Here is a 16,254-nt window from a genome sequence, read left to right as displayed (position 1 = left end):
GATCCCCCGTCACTCAGGCAGGCAGGGACCGGCGGGCAGGCGCCAGGAACAGGCAACAGGCGGTCATCCGGGGCGCGGTGCGCCCGGCAGGGTCGGGGTCCATCTGCGTCTCCATGAGGGGAGGGTGCCAGCCAGGGTTGCCCTGGCCAGTGGCGCTATTGTCCGCCACTGAATGCGGCAGGCCTAGAGGCCCGTGGGTTAGCCCGGCTATACCTTGGTATAGCCGGGCATGCGCAGCGCCAATCGAGGATTCAGTGATGGATCAATGCGAAGCGCTGGTCTGCTTGCACACGTCGTACTCGCCACGGGTCAACGTCTTGTCACGGTCGGTATCGCAGGCATGCAGGCGTTCGGCCCAGTCCGGCGCCACCGCATCCACCTCGGCCAGCGTGACGATGCCGTCCTTGTCCTTGTCCAGCGACTCATACGGCGGTATCAGCTTCACTTCGGTGACGTCCTCGGCGGCGGTGGCCTTGCTCGCCTCCTGGGTCTTGGAGCAGGCGCCCAGCAGCAGGCCGACGGAGATGGCGAGGACAACAGGAACGTAGCGAATACCGGTCATGACAGGCTCCAGGAGTGGGTGCGCGGGCCACGGATGTGGATGGCCACGGCCGGATCTTCGGCCCGGGTCTGTAAGCGAGCTGCGAAGAACCGACCGGGTCGCCATGCAGCGGTGGGCCACCGTTCACCCGCACGCCCCATGCGAGCGCCATCGGCACCTGACGAAATTGTCAGGCAGGCGACAGCAAGGCGCCGGAGGCCAGCCGTGAGGATGGGGTCAGGCCCGCGCAGCCCCCGCGCCGGCACCGGTATGGATCCCTGTCATGCGAATCCCCTTCCTGTCCTCGCGAATGCGTCGCCGCAACCTGGCCCTGGGCGCGCTGCTGCTGGTGGCGCTGTCGCTGGTGATGTTGTTCCAGGGTGTGTCGCGCAGCGACGCGCAACCGGCCAGTGCGCCGCCGCCGGTACCGGTGGTGACCAGCCGTGTCGAGCAGCGCGATGTGGCGCATTGGCGCAGCGGCGTAGGCACGGTGCAGTCGCTGCAGAGCACCGTGCTGCGGCCGCAGGTCGATGGCGTGCTGACCGAGGTGCTGTTTGAGGAGGGCCAGAAGGTGCGCAAGGGCCAGTTGCTGGCCCGTATCGATGATCGCGCGATCCGCGCCGACCTGGGTGGCGCACAGGCCGCAGTGGTGCGCGACCGGGCCACGTTGGATGCCGCGCGCTCGGACCTGGCGCGGCTGCAGCACCTGTCTACCGACCAGCTGGTCTCGCGGCAGATGCTGGAGCAGCAGGCGGCCACGGTGCAGCAGTTGCAGGCCACCGGGCGTGGCAACCAGTCGGCGGTGGACGCCGCGCAGGTGCAGCTGTCGTACACCCGTATCCTGGCGCCGATGGACGGCCGCATCGGCCTGCGGCAGGTGGACCCCGGCAACCTGGTGCGTGCCACCGATACGCAGGGACTGGTGACGGTGCAGCAGACCGACCCGATCTCGGTGGTGTTCGCGCTGCCGCAGGACGCGTTGCCGCAGTTGAGGCAGGCGTTGGCGGCCGGCGGCGTGGCGGTGCAGGCACTGGACCGCGATGGTGGCCAATCCCTGGCGGAAGGCATCCTGCAGGTGATCGACAACCAGATCGACGAGACTTCCGGCACGGTGCGGTTGCGTGCGCGCTTCGCCAATGCCGACGACCGGCTGTGGCCGGGCCAGCTGGTCAGCGTGCGGGTACGCATCGGCCAGACGACGGACGCACTGGTGGTGGACGCTGCCGCAATCCAGCGCGGTGTCGAGGGCAGCTTCGTCTACCGCGTAGTGGGCGATGGGAGCGTCGAGGTGCTGCCGGTCACTGTCGGTGAAGCCGAGAACGGTCAGGTGGCCGTCCAGGGTGAACTGCGGGTGGGCGATGTGATCGTGCGCGATGGCCAGTCGCGCCTGCGCCCGGGTGTGGTCGTCACTGAAGCCGGCGCACCGGTTGCCAAGGCCGGGGCCGCACCATGAGTGCCCGCGTCTCGCTGTCCAGCTGGTTCGTTCGGCATCCGGTGGCCACCACGCTGCTGACGCTGGCGGTGATACTGCTTGGTGTAGCCGCACTGCCGCGGTTGCCGGTGGCGCCATTACCGGAAGCGGAATTCCCGACCATCCGGGTCAATGCCAGCCTGCCCGGCGCCAGTGCCGAGACCATGGCATCGGCGGTGGCCACGCCGCTGGAAACGCAGCTGACCGGCGTGCCCGGCATCATCGAGATGACCTCCACCAGCGCGCTGGGCAGCACCTCGATCACGCTGCAGTTCGATCTGGAAAAGAACATCGATACCGCCGCGCAGGAAGTGCAGGCAGCCATCAATGCCGCGGCCGGGCGCCTGCCCAGCGACCTGCCGAACCTGCCGACCTGGCGCAAGGTCAACCCGGCCGACAGCCCGATCCTGGTGCTCAGCGTGGTCTCGGCACAGATGTCGATGACCGAGCTGAGCGACCTGGCCGAGAGCCGCCTGGCGCGTTCAATCAGCCAGATCAGTGGCGTGTCCGAGGTCAACATCGTTGGCCAGCAACGCCCGGCCATCCGCATACAGGCCCAACCCGAGCGCCTGGCCGCGATGGGGATGACCTTGTCCGACCTGCGCGGCGTGGCCCAGAACGCCAGCCTCAACCAGGCCAAGGGCGCTTTGATGGGCGAACAGCGCACGTCCACGTTCGAGGCCAACGACCAGCTGTTCGATGCCCAGGACTACCGCCAGCTGGTGGTCGCCTACCGGCAGGGTTCACCGGTCACGCTGGGTGATGTCGCGCAGGTGGTCGACGGTGCCGAGAACGCCTATGTGCAGGCGTGGCCGAACGGTCAGCCCGGCGTAGGCCTGATCATCAGCCGGCAGCCGGGTGCGAACATCGTGCGCACCACCGATGCGGTGCTGGCGGCACTGCCGGCGTTGAGCGCGAACCTGCCGGCCAGCGTCGATGTGGAGGTGCTCAACGACCGCACGCGCACCATCCGTGCCTCGCTGCACGAAGTGGAAGTCACGCTGGTGCTGACCATCGTGCTGGTGGTGCTGGTGATGGGGCTGTTCCTGCGCCAGCTCTCGGCCACGCTCATCGTCGGTGCGGTGCTGGTGGTGGCGCTGGTTGCCACCTTCGCGGCGATGTATGTGGCCGGCTTCAGCCTCAACAATCTCACCCTGGTCGCACTGGTGGTGGCGGTCGGCTTCGTGGTGGACGACGCCATCGTGGTGGTGGAGAACATCCACCGCCATCGCGAAGCCGGCCTCGGGCCCGTTGAAGCGGCGCTGAAGGGTGCCGAGGAAATCGGCTTCACCGTGGTGTCGATCAGCCTGTCACTGATCGCGGCGTTCATCCCGTTGCTGTTCATGGGCGGCGTGGTCGGGCGCCTGTTTGCCGAGTTCGCAATGACGATCACGGTCGCGATCCTGATTTCCATCGTGGCCTCGCTGACGCTGGCGCCGATGATGGCCGCGCACCTGATGAAGCGCATGCCGGCCCACCGCGACGGCCAGGACACGCTGGCCGGGCGCCTGTTGGCCGGCTACGACCGCAGCCTGCAGTGGGCGTTGGGCCACCAGCGGCTGGTGCTGCTCGGCTTCGGCGCGACGGTGGCGGTAGCGGTGGCCTCGTATGTGGTGATCCCAAAGGGCTTCTTCCCGCTGCAGGACACCGCCTTCGTGTTCGCCACCACCGAAGCGGCGCAGGACATCGGTTTCGAGGAGATGGCGGCCAAGCACCAGCAGCTGGCGAAGATCGCCGCGGAGGATCCGGCACTGCAGGCCTACAACCATGCAGTGGGCGCCACCGGCGGCAGCCAGACCCTGTCCAACGGACGCTTCTGGTTCATCCTGAAGGACCGCGGCGACCGCGACGTCGATGTGCACGGCTTCATCGACCGGCTGCGTGCGAAGATGGCCAGTGTGCCGGGCATCACCGTGTACATGCGTGCCGCGCAGGACATCAACCTGGGCGCGGGGCCGGCGCGTACGCAGTACCAGTACGCACTGCGCGGCCAGGACAGCCGCGAGCTGTCACGCTGGGCCGAGCAGCTGACCGAACGCCTGCGCGGGCTACCGCAGCTGCGTGATGTGTCCAACGACCAGCAGGTGGGCGCCAGCGTTACCCGGTTGCAGATCGACCGTACTGCTGCGGCGCGCTTCGGCCTGACCGCCAACGATATCGACCAGGTGCTCTACGATGCGTTCGGCCAGCGCCAGATCAACGAGTTCCAGACCGAGACCAACCAGTACCGGGTGATCCTGGAGATCGCACCCGGCCTGCTTGGCGAGGTCGATGCGCTGTCCTACTTCCACCTGCGTTCGCCGCTGACCGGGCAGATGGTGCCGCTGTCGGCCGTGGCGCAGGTGCAGCCACCGGGCAACGGGCCACTGTCGATCAGCCACAACGGCATGCTGCCGGCAGTGAACCTGTCGTTCAACCTGGCGCCGGGCGTCTCGCTGGGTGAGGCAGTTACCCTGGTCGAGCAGGCGCAGGCGCAGATCGGCATGCCCGACAGCATCAACGGGCGCTTCCAGGGCACCGCACAGGCGTTCCAGGAATCGCTGGCCAGCCAGCCGTTGCTGATCCTGGCCGCGCTGCTCGCGGTCTACATCATCCTCGGCGTGCTGTACGAGAGCTTCGTGCACCCGCTCACCATCCTGTCCACGCTGCCGTCGGCCGGTATCGGCGCGGTGCTGATGCTGTGGGTATGGGGGCTGGATTTCTCGATCATGGCGCTGATCGGCATCGTGCTGCTGATCGGCATCGTCAAGAAGAACGGCATCCTGATGGTCGATTTCGCGCTTGATGCTCAGCGAAATCGTGGCTTGACCCCGCTGCAGGCCATCCACGAAGCCTGCCTGACCCGCTTCCGCCCGATCATGATGACCACGTTGGCTGCACTGCTGGGTGCCATTCCGCTGATGATCGGGTTCGGCACTGGTTCGGAGCTGCGCCAGCCGCTGGGCGTGGCGGTGGTCGGTGGCCTGCTGATCAGCCAGTTGCTGACCCTGTACAGTACCCCGGTGATCTACCTGGCCCTGGACCGGCTGTTCCTGCAGCGCCGACGCGAGCGCAGGGCGGCGGCAGGCGCTGCACTGACGGAGCCCGGATGAAACTGCTGATCGTCGAGGATGAGAGCAAGACTGCCCACTATCTGCGCACCGGCCTGGGCGAACAGGGCTGGGCAGTGGACCTGGCCGCCGACGGTGTGACCGGCCTGCACCTGGCGCGCGAATTCGACTACGACGTGATCGTGCTGGACGTGATGCTGCCCGGCATGGATGGCTTCAATGTGCTGCGTGAACTGCGCCGCAGCAAGCAGACCCCGGTGATCATGCTGACCGCACGCGACCGCGTGGATGACCGCGTGCATGGGCTGGGGCAGGGTGCCGATGACTACCTGGTCAAGCCGTTCTCGTTCATCGAACTGCTGGCGCGCCTGCAGGCGCTGGTCCGGCGCGGCCGCCAGCAGGAGCCGACCGAACTGCAGGTGGGCGATCTGCAGGTCAACCTGCTGGCGCGGCGCGCCTATCGTGACGGCGCGCGGCTGGACCTGACCGGCAAGGAGTTCGCACTGCTGGCCCTGCTCGCGCAGCGGCGCGGGCAGATCCTGTCCAAGACAGTGATCGCCGCGCAGGTCTGGGACATCAATTTCGACAGCAACACCAACGTGGTGGAAGTGGCGATCAAGCGCCTGCGCAGCAAGCTCGATGGCCCGTACCCCAGCAAGCTGCTGCATACGGTGCGCGGCATGGGCTACGTGCTGGAAGTGCGTGATGACGAGGACGATGGCCGATGAGGTGGTCGATCGCCCAGCGCCTGTCGGCGATGTTTGCGCTGGCCGCGCTGCTGGTGTTCACCCTGTTGGGCATCGGCGTATACGGCGTGCTGGAACGGCAGGTGGTGCGCTACCAGCACGCGGAGCTGCAGACCAAGCTGCACGCGGTCAGCGGCAGTGTGGCCATGTGCGATACCCGCGAGCGCTGGAGCAAGGTGCGCGACAAGGTCGGCAACCTGATTTCCGGCGACCGCGACACGCTGGTCTGGGCCTGGAGTGACGACCCGACGTTCCGTATCGGTCCTGCACGACCCGACGTGCAGCCGCCGGAGAAGGGCGATCGAGGCATGGGGACGCTGCAGAGGACTGGCGGGCATCCGTTGCGCACGCTCTATGAGCGCGTCCCCGGCAAGGGCGCGCGGCCGGCGGTGGACCTTTGGATCGGCATCGACTCCGAACCCTACACCGATGCCCTGCAGCGCTTCGCCTGGGCGCTGTGGATCGCGGGTGCGCTGGGCGTGCTGCTGGTGGCCGGGCTGGGCTACTGGATCGCTCGCCTGGGGCTGGCCCCGTTGCGGGCGCTCTCGGATGAGGCGCGATCGCTCAGCCCGCAGCGGTTGTCGCAGCGGCTCGGCACACAGGCGCTGCCGGCAGAGCTGGGGCACCTGACGCATGCCTTCAACGGTGCACTGGATCGTCTCGAGGCCGCCTACACGCGGCTGGATGCGTTCAACGCCGACGTGGCCCATGAACTGCGCACGCCGCTGGCCAATCTGATGGGCCAGACCCAGGTGGCCCTGTCGCGTCCGCGCGACAACGCGCAGCTGCAGGACGTGATGCAGTCCAACCTGGAAGAGCTGGAGCGGCTGCGCGCCATCGTCAACGACATGCTGTTCCTGTCGCGGGCCGGGCAGGGCGACATCGCGATGGAAACCCGGCCGGTGGCGCTGGCCGACGAAGTGGCCGCCGCCGGGGACTTCCTTGAATTCCTGTTCGAGGAAGCCGGGCTGACCCTGCGCATCGAAGGTGAAGCGACGGCCAGCATCGATCCCTCGCTGTTCCGGCGCGCCCTGACCAACCTGCTGCACAATGCGGTGCAACACGCGCGGCCGGGAACCGAGGTGCGTGTGCAGCTGCAGGCCGAGGGTGAAGGCACGCGCATCGCGGTACTGAACGAAGGCGAGGGGATTGCTGCCGAGCACCTGCCATTGCTGTTCGAGCGCTTCTATCGCGTGGACGAGGCCCGTGAGTACCGCGGCGAGCGCCACCACGGTCTTGGCCTGTCCATCGTCAAGGCCATCGCCGTGCTGCATGGTGGCGACGTGTTCGTCGCCAGCCGTGACGGGCTGACCACGGTGGGGTTCACCGTGGCCTGCTGACGCCGTGGGTCAGGTTGCGCTGCCGAACTGGTCGGCAAACGCATCCGTGGCCCGCACCAACGCATCCACCGTCGCAGGCTCGTTCGCGCTATGCCCTGAGGTCACCATCTGCAGCCTGGCTTCCGGCCAGGCCTTGGCCAGGTCCCAGGCGCTGCGCGGCGGGCAGATGATGTCGTAGCGGCCTTGCACGATCACGCCGGGCAGGTGGCGGATGCGGTCGATGTTGCGCAGCAGCTGGTTCGGCTCCAGGAAGATGCCATTGCGGAAGTAGTGGGCCTCGATGCGGGCCTTGGCCAGGGTATCCAGCGGGTCATCCGTGGAAACCGCATCCACGTCGTGTTGCAGGGTGGCGGCGTTGTCTTCCCAGCCCAGCCAGGCCTGCGCGGCTGCGATGCGGGTGGCCTCATCGGCGCTGTCCATGCGCGTCCAGTAGGCCGCAATCATGTCACCACGCTCGCCTTCTGGAATGTAGGCCTCGTAGCGATCCCAGCGTTCCGGGAAGATCCAGCGTGCACCGCCGTTGGCCTCGGCGAACCAGCGATTTTCCATCTCGCGGCCAAGGAACACACCGCGCACGATCAGGCCGGTGGCACGTTCGGGATGCGCCTGTGCGTAGGCCAGCGACAGGGTCGAACCCCAGGAGCCGCCGTAGACCAGCCAGCGCTCGATACCCAGATGCTCGCGCACCTTCTCGATGTCGGCCACCAGATCCTGCGTGGTGTTGTCGCGAAGCTCGCCGAACGGCGTGGAGCGGCCGCTGCCGCGCTGGTCGATCAGCACGATGCGGTAGCGCGCCGGGTCGAAGAAGCGCCGATGGGTCGGTGAGATGCCGGCGCCCGGGCCGCCATGCAGGTACACCACCGGGATGCCCTCGGGCGTGCCGCACTCTTCGATATGCAGGGTGTGCAGATCGCTCACCGGCAGGGTGAACTCGCGGTAGGGCTCGATGGCGGGGTACAGGGTGCGCATGGCGGGCGTCTCACAAGCAGGGGCGGCCAGCATAGCGCCGCCGCCTGCGGCTTGCAGCGGCCGGCTCCTGCGCGACGCTGGAAATGGGCTGGCCGATGCGCATAAGCTTCCGCGATGCAAGCGACCACGACCGGGACGTCCACCTTCAACCTCACTCTCGGCAGCGGCGCGCGCGAGCTGCTGAAATGGATCGCACTGCTGACCATGACCGGCGATCACGTGGCCAAGGTGGTCTTCGGCGGCTACCTGCCGGTGGTCAGCGAACTGGGGCGTATCGCGTTCCCGCTGTTCGCGCTGGTGATGGCCTGCAACCTGGCCCAGCCCGGGGCGGACCTGCGCAAATCGATACGCCGGCTCGCGCTATGGGGGGTGATCGCGCAGCCATTGCATGCACTCGCGTTCGGTTCCTGGCTGCCGCTCAACATCCTGTTGACCTTCGCTCTGGCCGCGGTGGCCGTGCATGCGTTGGCGAACAATCGGCCGGTGCAGCTGTTGCTGGCCGCAGGTCTGCTGCCGATGCTGGTGGACTATCAGTGGGCCGGTGTGGGCAGCGTACTGCTGGCCTGGATCGCGTTCCGGCATCGGGCCTGGTGGTTGTTGCTGGCCGCGCTTGCAGCGGTGTGCTGGGCCAACCACAACGGCTGGGCGCTGCTGGCCATTCCGATAGTGCTGCTGGCGGCGCGGATGACGTGGCAACTGCCGCGCTGGCGCTGGGTGTTCTACGGGTACTACGTGGGGCATCTGGCGGTGCTGGCGTTGATTGCCCATCTGCTTGCGTAATGTCGGAACTGGCATCTCGCATGTCTCGAATGCCGGATGCAGTCAAGGAATGCGCGGTGCCAATGCGGGTGGGGAATGCCGCAGATGGTATGGCGCAAGTTGTTGAATATTCGGATCAATTGACGATATGCGACAATGCCATCGCTGCGTAAACGTCGCTGTCTTTGCACGTGGGTTGTTGGCGCCTGCCATCTCGTTGTGCACATGATGGGGTGCCACCGAATAAGGGTGGCCGGGGCCTGGAAACCCCGTTGAGTAAGTGCTGTTTACGCTTGCCGGCCGGCGTCGTCTTGCGCGGCGTCGGCTGGCATTCCGTTCGCGTTCCATGGCGGGCGGTGCGTGGAGGTGGGCGCAAGCCCACCGCCCGGGTATAGCACTGACTCACGGGATTTCCAGCCACGTACCGTCCGCCGCCTTGATTGTTAAGGGCGGTGGTCCCGCATGCCTTGCACGGAGACCTGCCATGAACGCATCGGAGTTCCCTCATCAGCACGCCCCGGCCAATGCCGATGAAGGGCACGACATCGCGACTGATCCCAACAGCCTGATGGCCCTGCTGCATCGCATCGGGTTGGGCGCGGCCGCCGACGGCCAGCCCTGGCCCGAGCGCCATCAGCTGCCGGGCCGCTGCCTGGCGTTGGCCGACGCCGACGGTGCGCTGGCCGGGCTGCGTATCGTGCAGGAAATCCTGCTGGCGGCCGAACGCGCCCGCCAGAATGGCGGCCCGGATCAGTACGTGGGCGATCGCGTGATGGAAGGCCTGAAGCTGGCGGCATTGGCGTTGACCAGTCATGCCATCTATCGCCTGCACCCGGAATGAAACGTAGATCCACGCCATGCGTGGATGCCTTTCAGAAATCCATCGTGGCCGACAACAACACCGTTCTCGGTGCACCCAGTGCCAGGCTGGAAAGCAACGGCATGCCCCAATACGCCTTGTTGGTCACGTTGTTCACGCTGGCGCGCAGGGCGAGCGGTCGTCCGGCCATCGTGGTGCTGTAACGCGCACCCACATCAAACAAGGTGCGCCCCGGCACCGACAGGCGATTGTCGGCACTGATGTACTGCTTCGAGATCGCAGTGGCATTGCCGGTCAAGGTCAGGCCCTGCAAGGCCGGCACATCCCATTCAACGCCCAGCTTCGCCTGCCGCTGCGCAACCGCTGTGGCGATGCGGCCTTCATTCACGCCGCCGGCCGTGCGGGTCAGCTTCGGCTGCACGTAGGCCACGCCGCCCAGCAGGCGCACGCCATCCAGCGGTGAGCCGAAGAAGCCCCATTCCACGCCACGGTTACGCTGTTCGCCACCGAACGAGAAGATATTCGTGACCGGATCGGTGTAGCTGCTCGGGCGCTTGATCTCGTACACGCTAAAGGTGTGCGCGAAGCTGCCCAGGTCCAGCTTCAGGCCCAGCTCCTTCTGCTTGGTGCGGAACGGTGCAAACACATCGCCGGCATTGGCGGCGGTCATCGGTGCGGTGGCGCCCTGGCTTAGGCCTTCGATGTAGTTGGTGTAGACCGAAAGTTTATCGGTGGCCTTCACCAGCAGGGCGGCGGCCGGGGTGGTGGCGCTCTCGTCATAGCGTGAGGTGCGCGCACCCGTGGCCACGTTGAAGGTCTCGCTGACCACCTGCTGGCGACGCACGCCCAGTGTCAGCTGCACGCGGTCATCGGCGAAGGAGAGGGTGTCGGCGAAGCCGAGGCTGTCCAGCCGCAGTTCGGTGTGCGAGATATGCGGCGCGATGAACGGCGCGGCCGGTCCCCATACCGGGTTGTACAGGTTGGTGGTCCAGTCCCAGCCCGGCACGCTGCGGCGGCCGTAGTCGTTCTGGGTGTGCTGGTAATGGGTCACGTTGGCGGCCCACTGATGGCTCACGCTGCCGGTACGGAAGCTGCCGCGTAGCCCGGCGTCACCGGATTGCTTCTTGATGTCGAACGCCAGCTGGCCCATCACCGTAGTGAAGTCACCGGCCGGGTTGAGGATCTGCGCGCTGATCGAACCGTTGTAGCGGTAGTCGGTCTTGCTGGTGCCGTAGGCCAGGTAGGCCATCAGGTGTTCGTTGATGTCCAGCTCGCCGCGCAGCATTGCGCCCTTGTCCTGGCTGTCCACGTAGGCCCAGTCCGGGTTGATCAGGGTGTCGCCGCGCGGTGGCCGCGGAATCGCTACGCCCGGTGCCAGGCCGACACCACGGGCGGGGCCATCGACGCGGTCGTCGGCGCTGTACAGATCGGCCGACAGCCGCGCACGCTGGCCGCGCCAGTCCAACGCCAGCGAACCCAACTGGACCTTCTTGCTCTGCTTGCCGACCGCACCGTCGCCATCACGGTAGGCACCGTTGAAGCGGATGCCGAACTGCTTGTCGGCGCCCAGCCGGCGGCCCACATCCACATGGGTGCCGGACTGCGCATCGGAGGCGAAGTTGGCGCTGACCCGCAGCAACGGTTGCTCGCCCGCACGCTTGGGCACCAGGTTGACGCTGCCACCGACCGAGCCGCCCGGCGGCATGCCGTTGAGCAGGGCGGACGGGCCCTTCAAGACCTCGATGCGCTCGAACATCTCCGGCGAGGTGCGGTAGTACGGCGCCATGCCGCTGAGGCCGTTGAAGGTGGTGTCACTGGTGCTGGAGGCGAAGCCGCGGATGGCGTAGTTCTCGCTCCAGGAACCGGTCACGCCGTTGCTGAACACCGTGGGGTCGGTGGCGGCGATGACGTCAGTGAGGTCCTTGGCCTGGCGGTCGCGGATGAAGGCTTCGGTGTAGCTGACCGTACTGAAGGGCGTGTCCATGAAGTCCTTGTCGCCGAGCAGGCCAACCCGGCTACCGGAAGCCACCTGGCCGCCGGCATAGTCGCCGGTCACCCGGCGCTGTTCCTGCACCTGCACCGAGGGCAGCGTGGACGGCGCGGAGTCGGCCAGCGCGGCAAACGAGGCCAGCAGCCCCAGTGCCAGGGCCGACACCCGGTAGCGCCGGGCCATCGGCGGATGCATCTGCACGCGGGTCGCGGAGGCCGCTGCGGGCTGCAGCGGAGAGGAAAGGTGGTACACGGTCATGCCAGGTTCCTGTGAATCGCAGGTGCGAGCGCGCCTGGCGCGCTGCCGACGGCAAGCACGGGGGAGGGCGCAGCGCAGGGTTGTCGGCTGGGTGGGGACCTGGCGGGAAGTGAGCCATGGGCTCGATTGCGGACGGCGGCGGGGTTACGAACCAGGCGCATTCCGAATTAGTTGAGTAAATTAAACTAAACCATATGAAGCGGACAAGTGGGTCCCTTTGCTGGCACCCTCGCTACGGTATGAACATGCACCCTGAGATCCCGGCGTCGGCCCGTGGCCGTCCGCCCACCATCACCCCCGATCGCCTGGCCGACATCGGCATCACGCTGGGCCTGCCGAACCTGACCATGGCCAACGTGGCCGCCGAACTGGCGGTGACCCAGGCCGCGCTCTACAAGCGCGTGGCCAACCTGGAGGCCTTGAAGCGGCTGGTGGCCGACACGGTGTTCCAGCGCTGGCAGATTCCGCGCGCCTCGGCCGATGCGCCGGGTGGGCTGCACGCTTACCTGCTGGGGTTCGTGGATTCGCTGTGCGAGGTGGTGAAAGCGCACCCCGGGCTGCCGCCATACCTGCTGCGTCGTTCGGTAGCGACCGCACCGATGCTGGAGAAGATCGCCTCGCACCAGACCCATGTGGCCGAGGTGTTCGGCCTGCCGGTGGACAAGGCGCGCTGGCTGCTGGCCACGATCGCGTTCTACTGCATTGCCGGTGCGGACACGGTCTACGGGATTGCCGACGACGAAGAGGGCCAGGTGATTACCGAGTTCAAGCAGGGCATGCGTGCGCTGGTGATCGGTTCGCTGGAGGTATTGGAACTTCGGTAGATCCACGCCATGCGTGGATGCCGTTGCACGGTTCGCCACGGCCCCATCCACGCATGGCGTGGTTCTACAATGCGGCCATGCCTGCCACGCCCACCCTCGATGATCTGCGCCGCCATGCGGTGGCGCGTACGCTGTTCAAGCCCACCACGCTGCTGACTGCGATCCGGCGCCTGGGCTTCGTGCAGGCCGACCCGATCCGCGCACCGGCACGCGCGCAGGACCTGACCCTGCGCCACCGGGTGAAGGACTATCGCGCCGGTGACCTGGAGCGGCGTTATTCGCGCTTGCCGGTGGAAGAAGATTGCCTGGTGAACTACGGCTTCCTGCCGCGCGAGCATCTGGCACTGATGCATCCGCGTGTGTCCAAGCGCGCATGGGATGCCGAGACCCAGCGCCGCGCGGCGGATGTACTGGCCTTCGTGCGCGAGCGTGGCAGCGTGCACCCACGCGAGGTCGACCAGGCGTTCGCGCATGGGCGGGTGACCAACTACTGGGGCGGCACCAGCAATGCCAGCACGCACCTGCTGGACGGCATGCACTACCGTGGCCTGCTGCGCGTGCAGCGGCGCGACAGCGGCACCCGCATCTATGCGGTGGCCGACCACGCCGAGGCGGATGCCAGCGAGCAGGCGCAGATCGAACGTGCCGCCGCCCTGATCGACCTGGTGGTACGCAAGTACGCGCCGCTGCCATCGGCCAGCCTGACCTACCTGGTGCGCCTGCTGGGCTACGGCGCGCCACATCTGGCCGAGCAGACCCGGCAGGCGTTGAAGCTGGCCAAGCAACAGCTGGCCAGCTGCACGCTGGACGGCACCACCTGGTACTGGCCGGCGGACGAGAACCCGCGCTCGCGCCGGCATGCACCGGACGAACAGGTGCGCCTGCTGGCGCCGTTCGACCCGGTGGTGTGGGACCGCCGCCGCTTCGAGCTGCTGTGGGGCTGGGTCTACAAGTTCGAGGCCTACACGCCTGCGCCGAAGCGCCAGTACGGCTACTACGCGCTGCCGGTGCTGTGGCACGACCAGGTGGTGGGCTGGGCCAATCTCAGTGCGCGCGACGGTGAACTGGCGTCCAGCGTGGGCTACGCCGGCAAGTCACTGGCCCGCGACAAGGTGTTTCGTGGTGCGTTGGAAGACGAACTGCATCGCATGGCGGAGTTCCTGTAGCGCCTAACGGCGATGGGTACCTATCGCTCCCGGTAGCCGCCAACCTTGGTTGGCGCTGGCTTCCACCGGTGCCCACCAAGGTGGGCATCTACCGATCCCGCCGCCCTTGCGCCACCATCGCCAACACCACCACACCCGCGGCCACGCTGGTGTGCCCGGACAGCGCGGCCAGACCGAAACCCACCCCCAGCCCGCGCATCGCGAACACGGCGCTGAACACCAGCAGTGCCCAGCCCATCGCGCGCAGCTGCTGGGTTGCCTGCGCGCTCAACACACGGTGCAAGACGTCCCGCTGATGGCGCTCCATCGCCAGTGCCAGGCAGGCGAACGCGCCCAGCGACAACACGAACAGCATGACGTGGATCATGCGCTGGCCTCCGGTGCCGCAGTGCGTGACGCGGCAGACGGCCGTGCGCGCTTCACCTTTGGCGCATGCCGCCAGGTGCGCCAGGCCAGCAGCGTGTGCAGGGCGGCCAATCCCAGCAGGGTCAGGTCGGTGCCGGCAAACGCCCAATCGCCCGCGGCCAGCGTGCGCCACAGCGGATGCGGGGTGGTCACCGCGGTCAGCACCGGCAGCAGCGCCAGCAGCAGTGCCGCCAGCAGGAACTGTTCGATCCATGCGCGCTTCGGTGTGCGCAGCGTGGCGTGCACGAACATGGCCGCCCAGGCCAGGAAGAACACATGCACCTCCCACGCCGCGCGCCCGTCCATGGCAGTGGGCAGCAGGCGGTTCGCCCACAGATAGGCCGCCATCGCCACCGACAGTCCCGCGACGGTGGCGATGTTGAGCCGCTCGACCAGGCGGAATCCGAAGTAGGGTCGCTGTGGATCGGGCAGCTGCGCGCGGCGCTTGACCGTCCACAGCACCAGCCCGGTGCCGACCATGGCGGTACCGGCCAGGCTGACGATGAAGTACAGCCAGCGCAGGGCGGCATCGGCGAAGCGGCCCAGATGCAGGCCATACAGCACACCCTGGGTATCGGCGGCTACGCCCGAGTGTTCCTTGATCTGCAGCAGCTGCCCACCGCTGCCGTCGAACAGCAGATAGTTCGGGGTGGTCGAAACACGGCTGGACTGCGCACGCACCACGGCCACGCGTGCGTTCTCGTCGCCGGGATTCTGCACCTGCACGCTGCCTATAGCGCCGGTTCCCCAGCGCTGCTCGGCCTGTTGCACCAGTGCACCGACGTTGGTGAGCGGAGCAGGGTGGCCGGCGGCCTTCTGCGGTGGCAGGAACAGGCGCATCTCGCTGACCACCTCGGCCTGCTGGCGTTTGTCCGGCAGTTTGGCCAGGCCCCACGGCATGTACAGCACCGCCAGCATCACCAGCCCGCTCCAGGTGATCATGAAATGGAAGGGCAGGCCGAGCACCGACAGCGCCGCGTGCCCATCCAGCCACGATCGCTGGCCCTTGCCCCAGCGGAAGGTGAAGAAGTCGGCGAAGATCTTCTTGTGGGTGATCACGCCGCTGACGATGGCCACCAGCATGAACATCGCGCACAGGCCGACGATCCAGCGGCCCCACATCGCCGGCATGTAGTGCAGGTTGAAGTGGAAGGCGTAGAAGAAGTCGCCGCCGCCGGTGTCGCGTGCCAGCAGCGGCGCGCCGGTGCTGGCATCGAACAGGCCCGAGTCGAAACCATGCCGGCCGCGTCCGCCCGGGCTGGCCCACATCGCCGACACCCATGGCATGCGCGTGCTCGGCAGGCTCAGGTTGATCCGGCTGGCCGCAGGGGTGTCGGCCATGATCGCCGTGACGGTACGCTGCGCGACCGTAGCGGCATCCGGCAACATGGATGGTGTGGCGATTTCCGGGCGGGTGTAGCGCGAGAGCTCGTCGCGGAAGTAGCTGGCGGTGCCGGTGAGGAACATCGCGTACAGGATCCAGCCGGCCAGCAGTCCGACCCAGATATGCAGGTCGGACATGGTCTGGCGGATGCCGCGTGGCTTGGGGCTGCGATCGACCTTGCTCATGCAGCGCCTCCGTTGCCGACCGTCTGCGCGATCAACCACAGCGGCAACGCGGCGAGGAGCAGGCCCAGCCACGCGCGCCATGCCGAGCGCACCGCGAACACCCAGACCACCGCGCCGGCGTACAGCAGGAAGCTGACCAGCATGCCGGTGAACACGGCTTGGCGGCCATCGATGGGCAGCGCCAGTGCCGCGATGCTGCACAGTGCGGCCAGCACATAGCCGCCGAACAACGCGGCGATGATGCGTGAGACCAGGGGCAGCCAGGCCAACACGGCGGTGGTACGGGAAACGCTCACATCACTTCTCCTGGGCGCCACGCGCGATGGCGTGGCGCCCGTGCATCAGG

At 67.3% G+C, this 16,254-nt stretch carries 14 protein-coding genes; 8 read left to right on the top strand and 6 right to left on the bottom strand.

Features of this window, described 5'->3' with window-relative positions; genetic code table 11:
- Positions 1 to 262 precede the first annotated feature (262 nt).
- Entirely contained in the window at positions 263 to 562 is a 300-nt protein-coding gene (locus EGM71_RS10925; RefSeq protein WP_188484938.1) for a hypothetical protein, read from the bottom strand.
- Positions 563 to 824: 262 nt separating this feature from the next.
- Between EGM71_RS10925 and EGM71_RS10920 the strand changes: the two genes are divergently transcribed.
- Genes EGM71_RS10920 through EGM71_RS10905 form a run of 4 tightly spaced genes read left to right on the top strand, consistent with a single transcriptional unit; the run spans position 825 to position 7,148 of the window.
- A complete protein-coding gene (locus EGM71_RS10920) occupies positions 825 to 1,994 on the top strand; it encodes an efflux RND transporter periplasmic adaptor subunit (RefSeq protein WP_188484937.1) in 1,170 nt (389 codons plus the stop codon).
- Positions 1,991 to 5,104: a multidrug efflux RND transporter permease subunit gene (locus EGM71_RS10915; protein WP_188484936.1), complete on the top strand. Its 3,114-nt coding sequence runs from the start codon at positions 1,991 to 1,993 to the stop codon at positions 5,102 to 5,104. The genes EGM71_RS10920 and EGM71_RS10915 overlap by 4 nt, the downstream gene beginning before the upstream one ends.
- On the top strand, positions 5,101 to 5,790 hold the full coding sequence (locus EGM71_RS10910; protein WP_014037326.1) for a heavy metal response regulator transcription factor: 690 nt from the start codon (positions 5,101 to 5,103) through the stop codon (positions 5,788 to 5,790). The genes EGM71_RS10915 and EGM71_RS10910 overlap by 4 nt, the downstream gene beginning before the upstream one ends.
- Positions 5,787 to 7,148 (top strand): heavy metal sensor histidine kinase, encoded by a 1,362-nt coding sequence (locus EGM71_RS10905; protein WP_188484935.1) that lies wholly within the window; start codon positions 5,787 to 5,789, stop codon positions 7,146 to 7,148. The genes EGM71_RS10910 and EGM71_RS10905 overlap by 4 nt, the downstream gene beginning before the upstream one ends.
- Positions 7,149 to 7,157: 9 nt before the next feature.
- Here EGM71_RS10905 and pip read toward each other — a convergent pair whose 3' ends face one another.
- Positions 7,158 to 8,117 carry a prolyl aminopeptidase gene (gene pip, locus EGM71_RS10900; RefSeq protein WP_188484934.1) on the bottom strand — a complete coding sequence of 320 codons (960 nt, stop codon included), beginning with the start codon at positions 8,115 to 8,117 and terminating at the stop codon, positions 7,158 to 7,160.
- Between the two features lie 114 nt (positions 8,118 to 8,231).
- On the opposite strand from pip, the gene EGM71_RS10895 reads away from it, so the two are divergent.
- Positions 8,232 to 8,897: a TraX family protein gene (locus EGM71_RS10895; protein WP_188484933.1), complete on the top strand. Its 666-nt coding sequence runs from the start codon at positions 8,232 to 8,234 to the stop codon at positions 8,895 to 8,897.
- A 463-nt stretch (positions 8,898 to 9,360) separates the two neighbouring features.
- Entirely contained in the window at positions 9,361 to 9,717 is a 357-nt protein-coding gene (locus tag EGM71_RS10890) for a hypothetical protein (RefSeq protein WP_188484932.1), read from the top strand.
- 31 nt (positions 9,718 to 9,748) lie between these two features.
- On the opposite strand, the gene EGM71_RS10885 is transcribed toward EGM71_RS10890, so the two are convergent.
- Positions 9,749 to 11,944, bottom strand: a complete 2,196-nt coding sequence (locus tag EGM71_RS10885) for a TonB-dependent receptor (protein ID WP_188484931.1) — start codon at positions 11,942 to 11,944, stop codon at positions 9,749 to 9,751.
- Positions 11,945 to 12,183: 239 nt separating this feature from the next.
- Here EGM71_RS10885 and EGM71_RS10880 point away from each other — a divergent pair, with 239 nt between their 5' ends.
- Together EGM71_RS10880 and EGM71_RS10875 are read left to right on the top strand one after the other, a co-directional pair.
- Positions 12,184 to 12,768, top strand: a complete 585-nt coding sequence (locus tag EGM71_RS10880) for a TetR/AcrR family transcriptional regulator (RefSeq protein ID WP_188484930.1) — start codon at positions 12,184 to 12,186, stop codon at positions 12,766 to 12,768.
- A gap of 77 nt (positions 12,769 to 12,845) precedes the next feature.
- A complete protein-coding gene (locus EGM71_RS10875; RefSeq protein ID WP_188484929.1) occupies positions 12,846 to 13,934 on the top strand; it encodes a DNA glycosylase AlkZ-like family protein in 1,089 nt (362 codons plus the stop codon).
- Positions 13,935 to 14,022: 88 nt separating this feature from the next.
- Here the strand turns inward: EGM71_RS10875 and EGM71_RS10870 are convergent, their stop codons facing one another.
- Genes EGM71_RS10870 through EGM71_RS10860 form a run of 3 tightly spaced genes read right to left on the bottom strand, consistent with a single transcriptional unit; the run spans position 14,023 to position 16,204 of the window.
- A complete protein-coding gene (locus EGM71_RS10870) occupies positions 14,023 to 14,301 on the bottom strand; it encodes a DUF3325 domain-containing protein (RefSeq protein WP_188484928.1) in 279 nt (92 codons plus the stop codon).
- Positions 14,298 to 15,908 carry a PepSY-associated TM helix domain-containing protein gene (locus EGM71_RS10865; protein ID WP_188484927.1) on the bottom strand — a complete coding sequence of 537 codons (1,611 nt, stop codon included), beginning with the start codon at positions 15,906 to 15,908 and terminating at the stop codon, positions 14,298 to 14,300. The genes EGM71_RS10870 and EGM71_RS10865 overlap by 4 nt, the downstream gene beginning before the upstream one ends.
- Positions 15,905 to 16,204: a DUF3649 domain-containing protein gene (locus tag EGM71_RS10860; protein WP_188484926.1), complete on the bottom strand. Its 300-nt coding sequence runs from the start codon at positions 16,202 to 16,204 to the stop codon at positions 15,905 to 15,907. Before EGM71_RS10860 ends, EGM71_RS10865 begins: the two co-directional genes overlap by 4 nt.
- Positions 16,205 to 16,254: the final 50 nt, after the last annotated feature.

Source organism: Stenotrophomonas maltophilia (genome assembly GCF_006970445.1).
In the GTDB taxonomy this organism is placed as follows: Bacteria; Pseudomonadota; Gammaproteobacteria; order Xanthomonadales; family Xanthomonadaceae; genus Stenotrophomonas; species Stenotrophomonas maltophilia_AU.
Note: the sequence above shows the minus strand (reverse complement) of the source record. Positions and strands in the feature narration are given on the sequence as shown.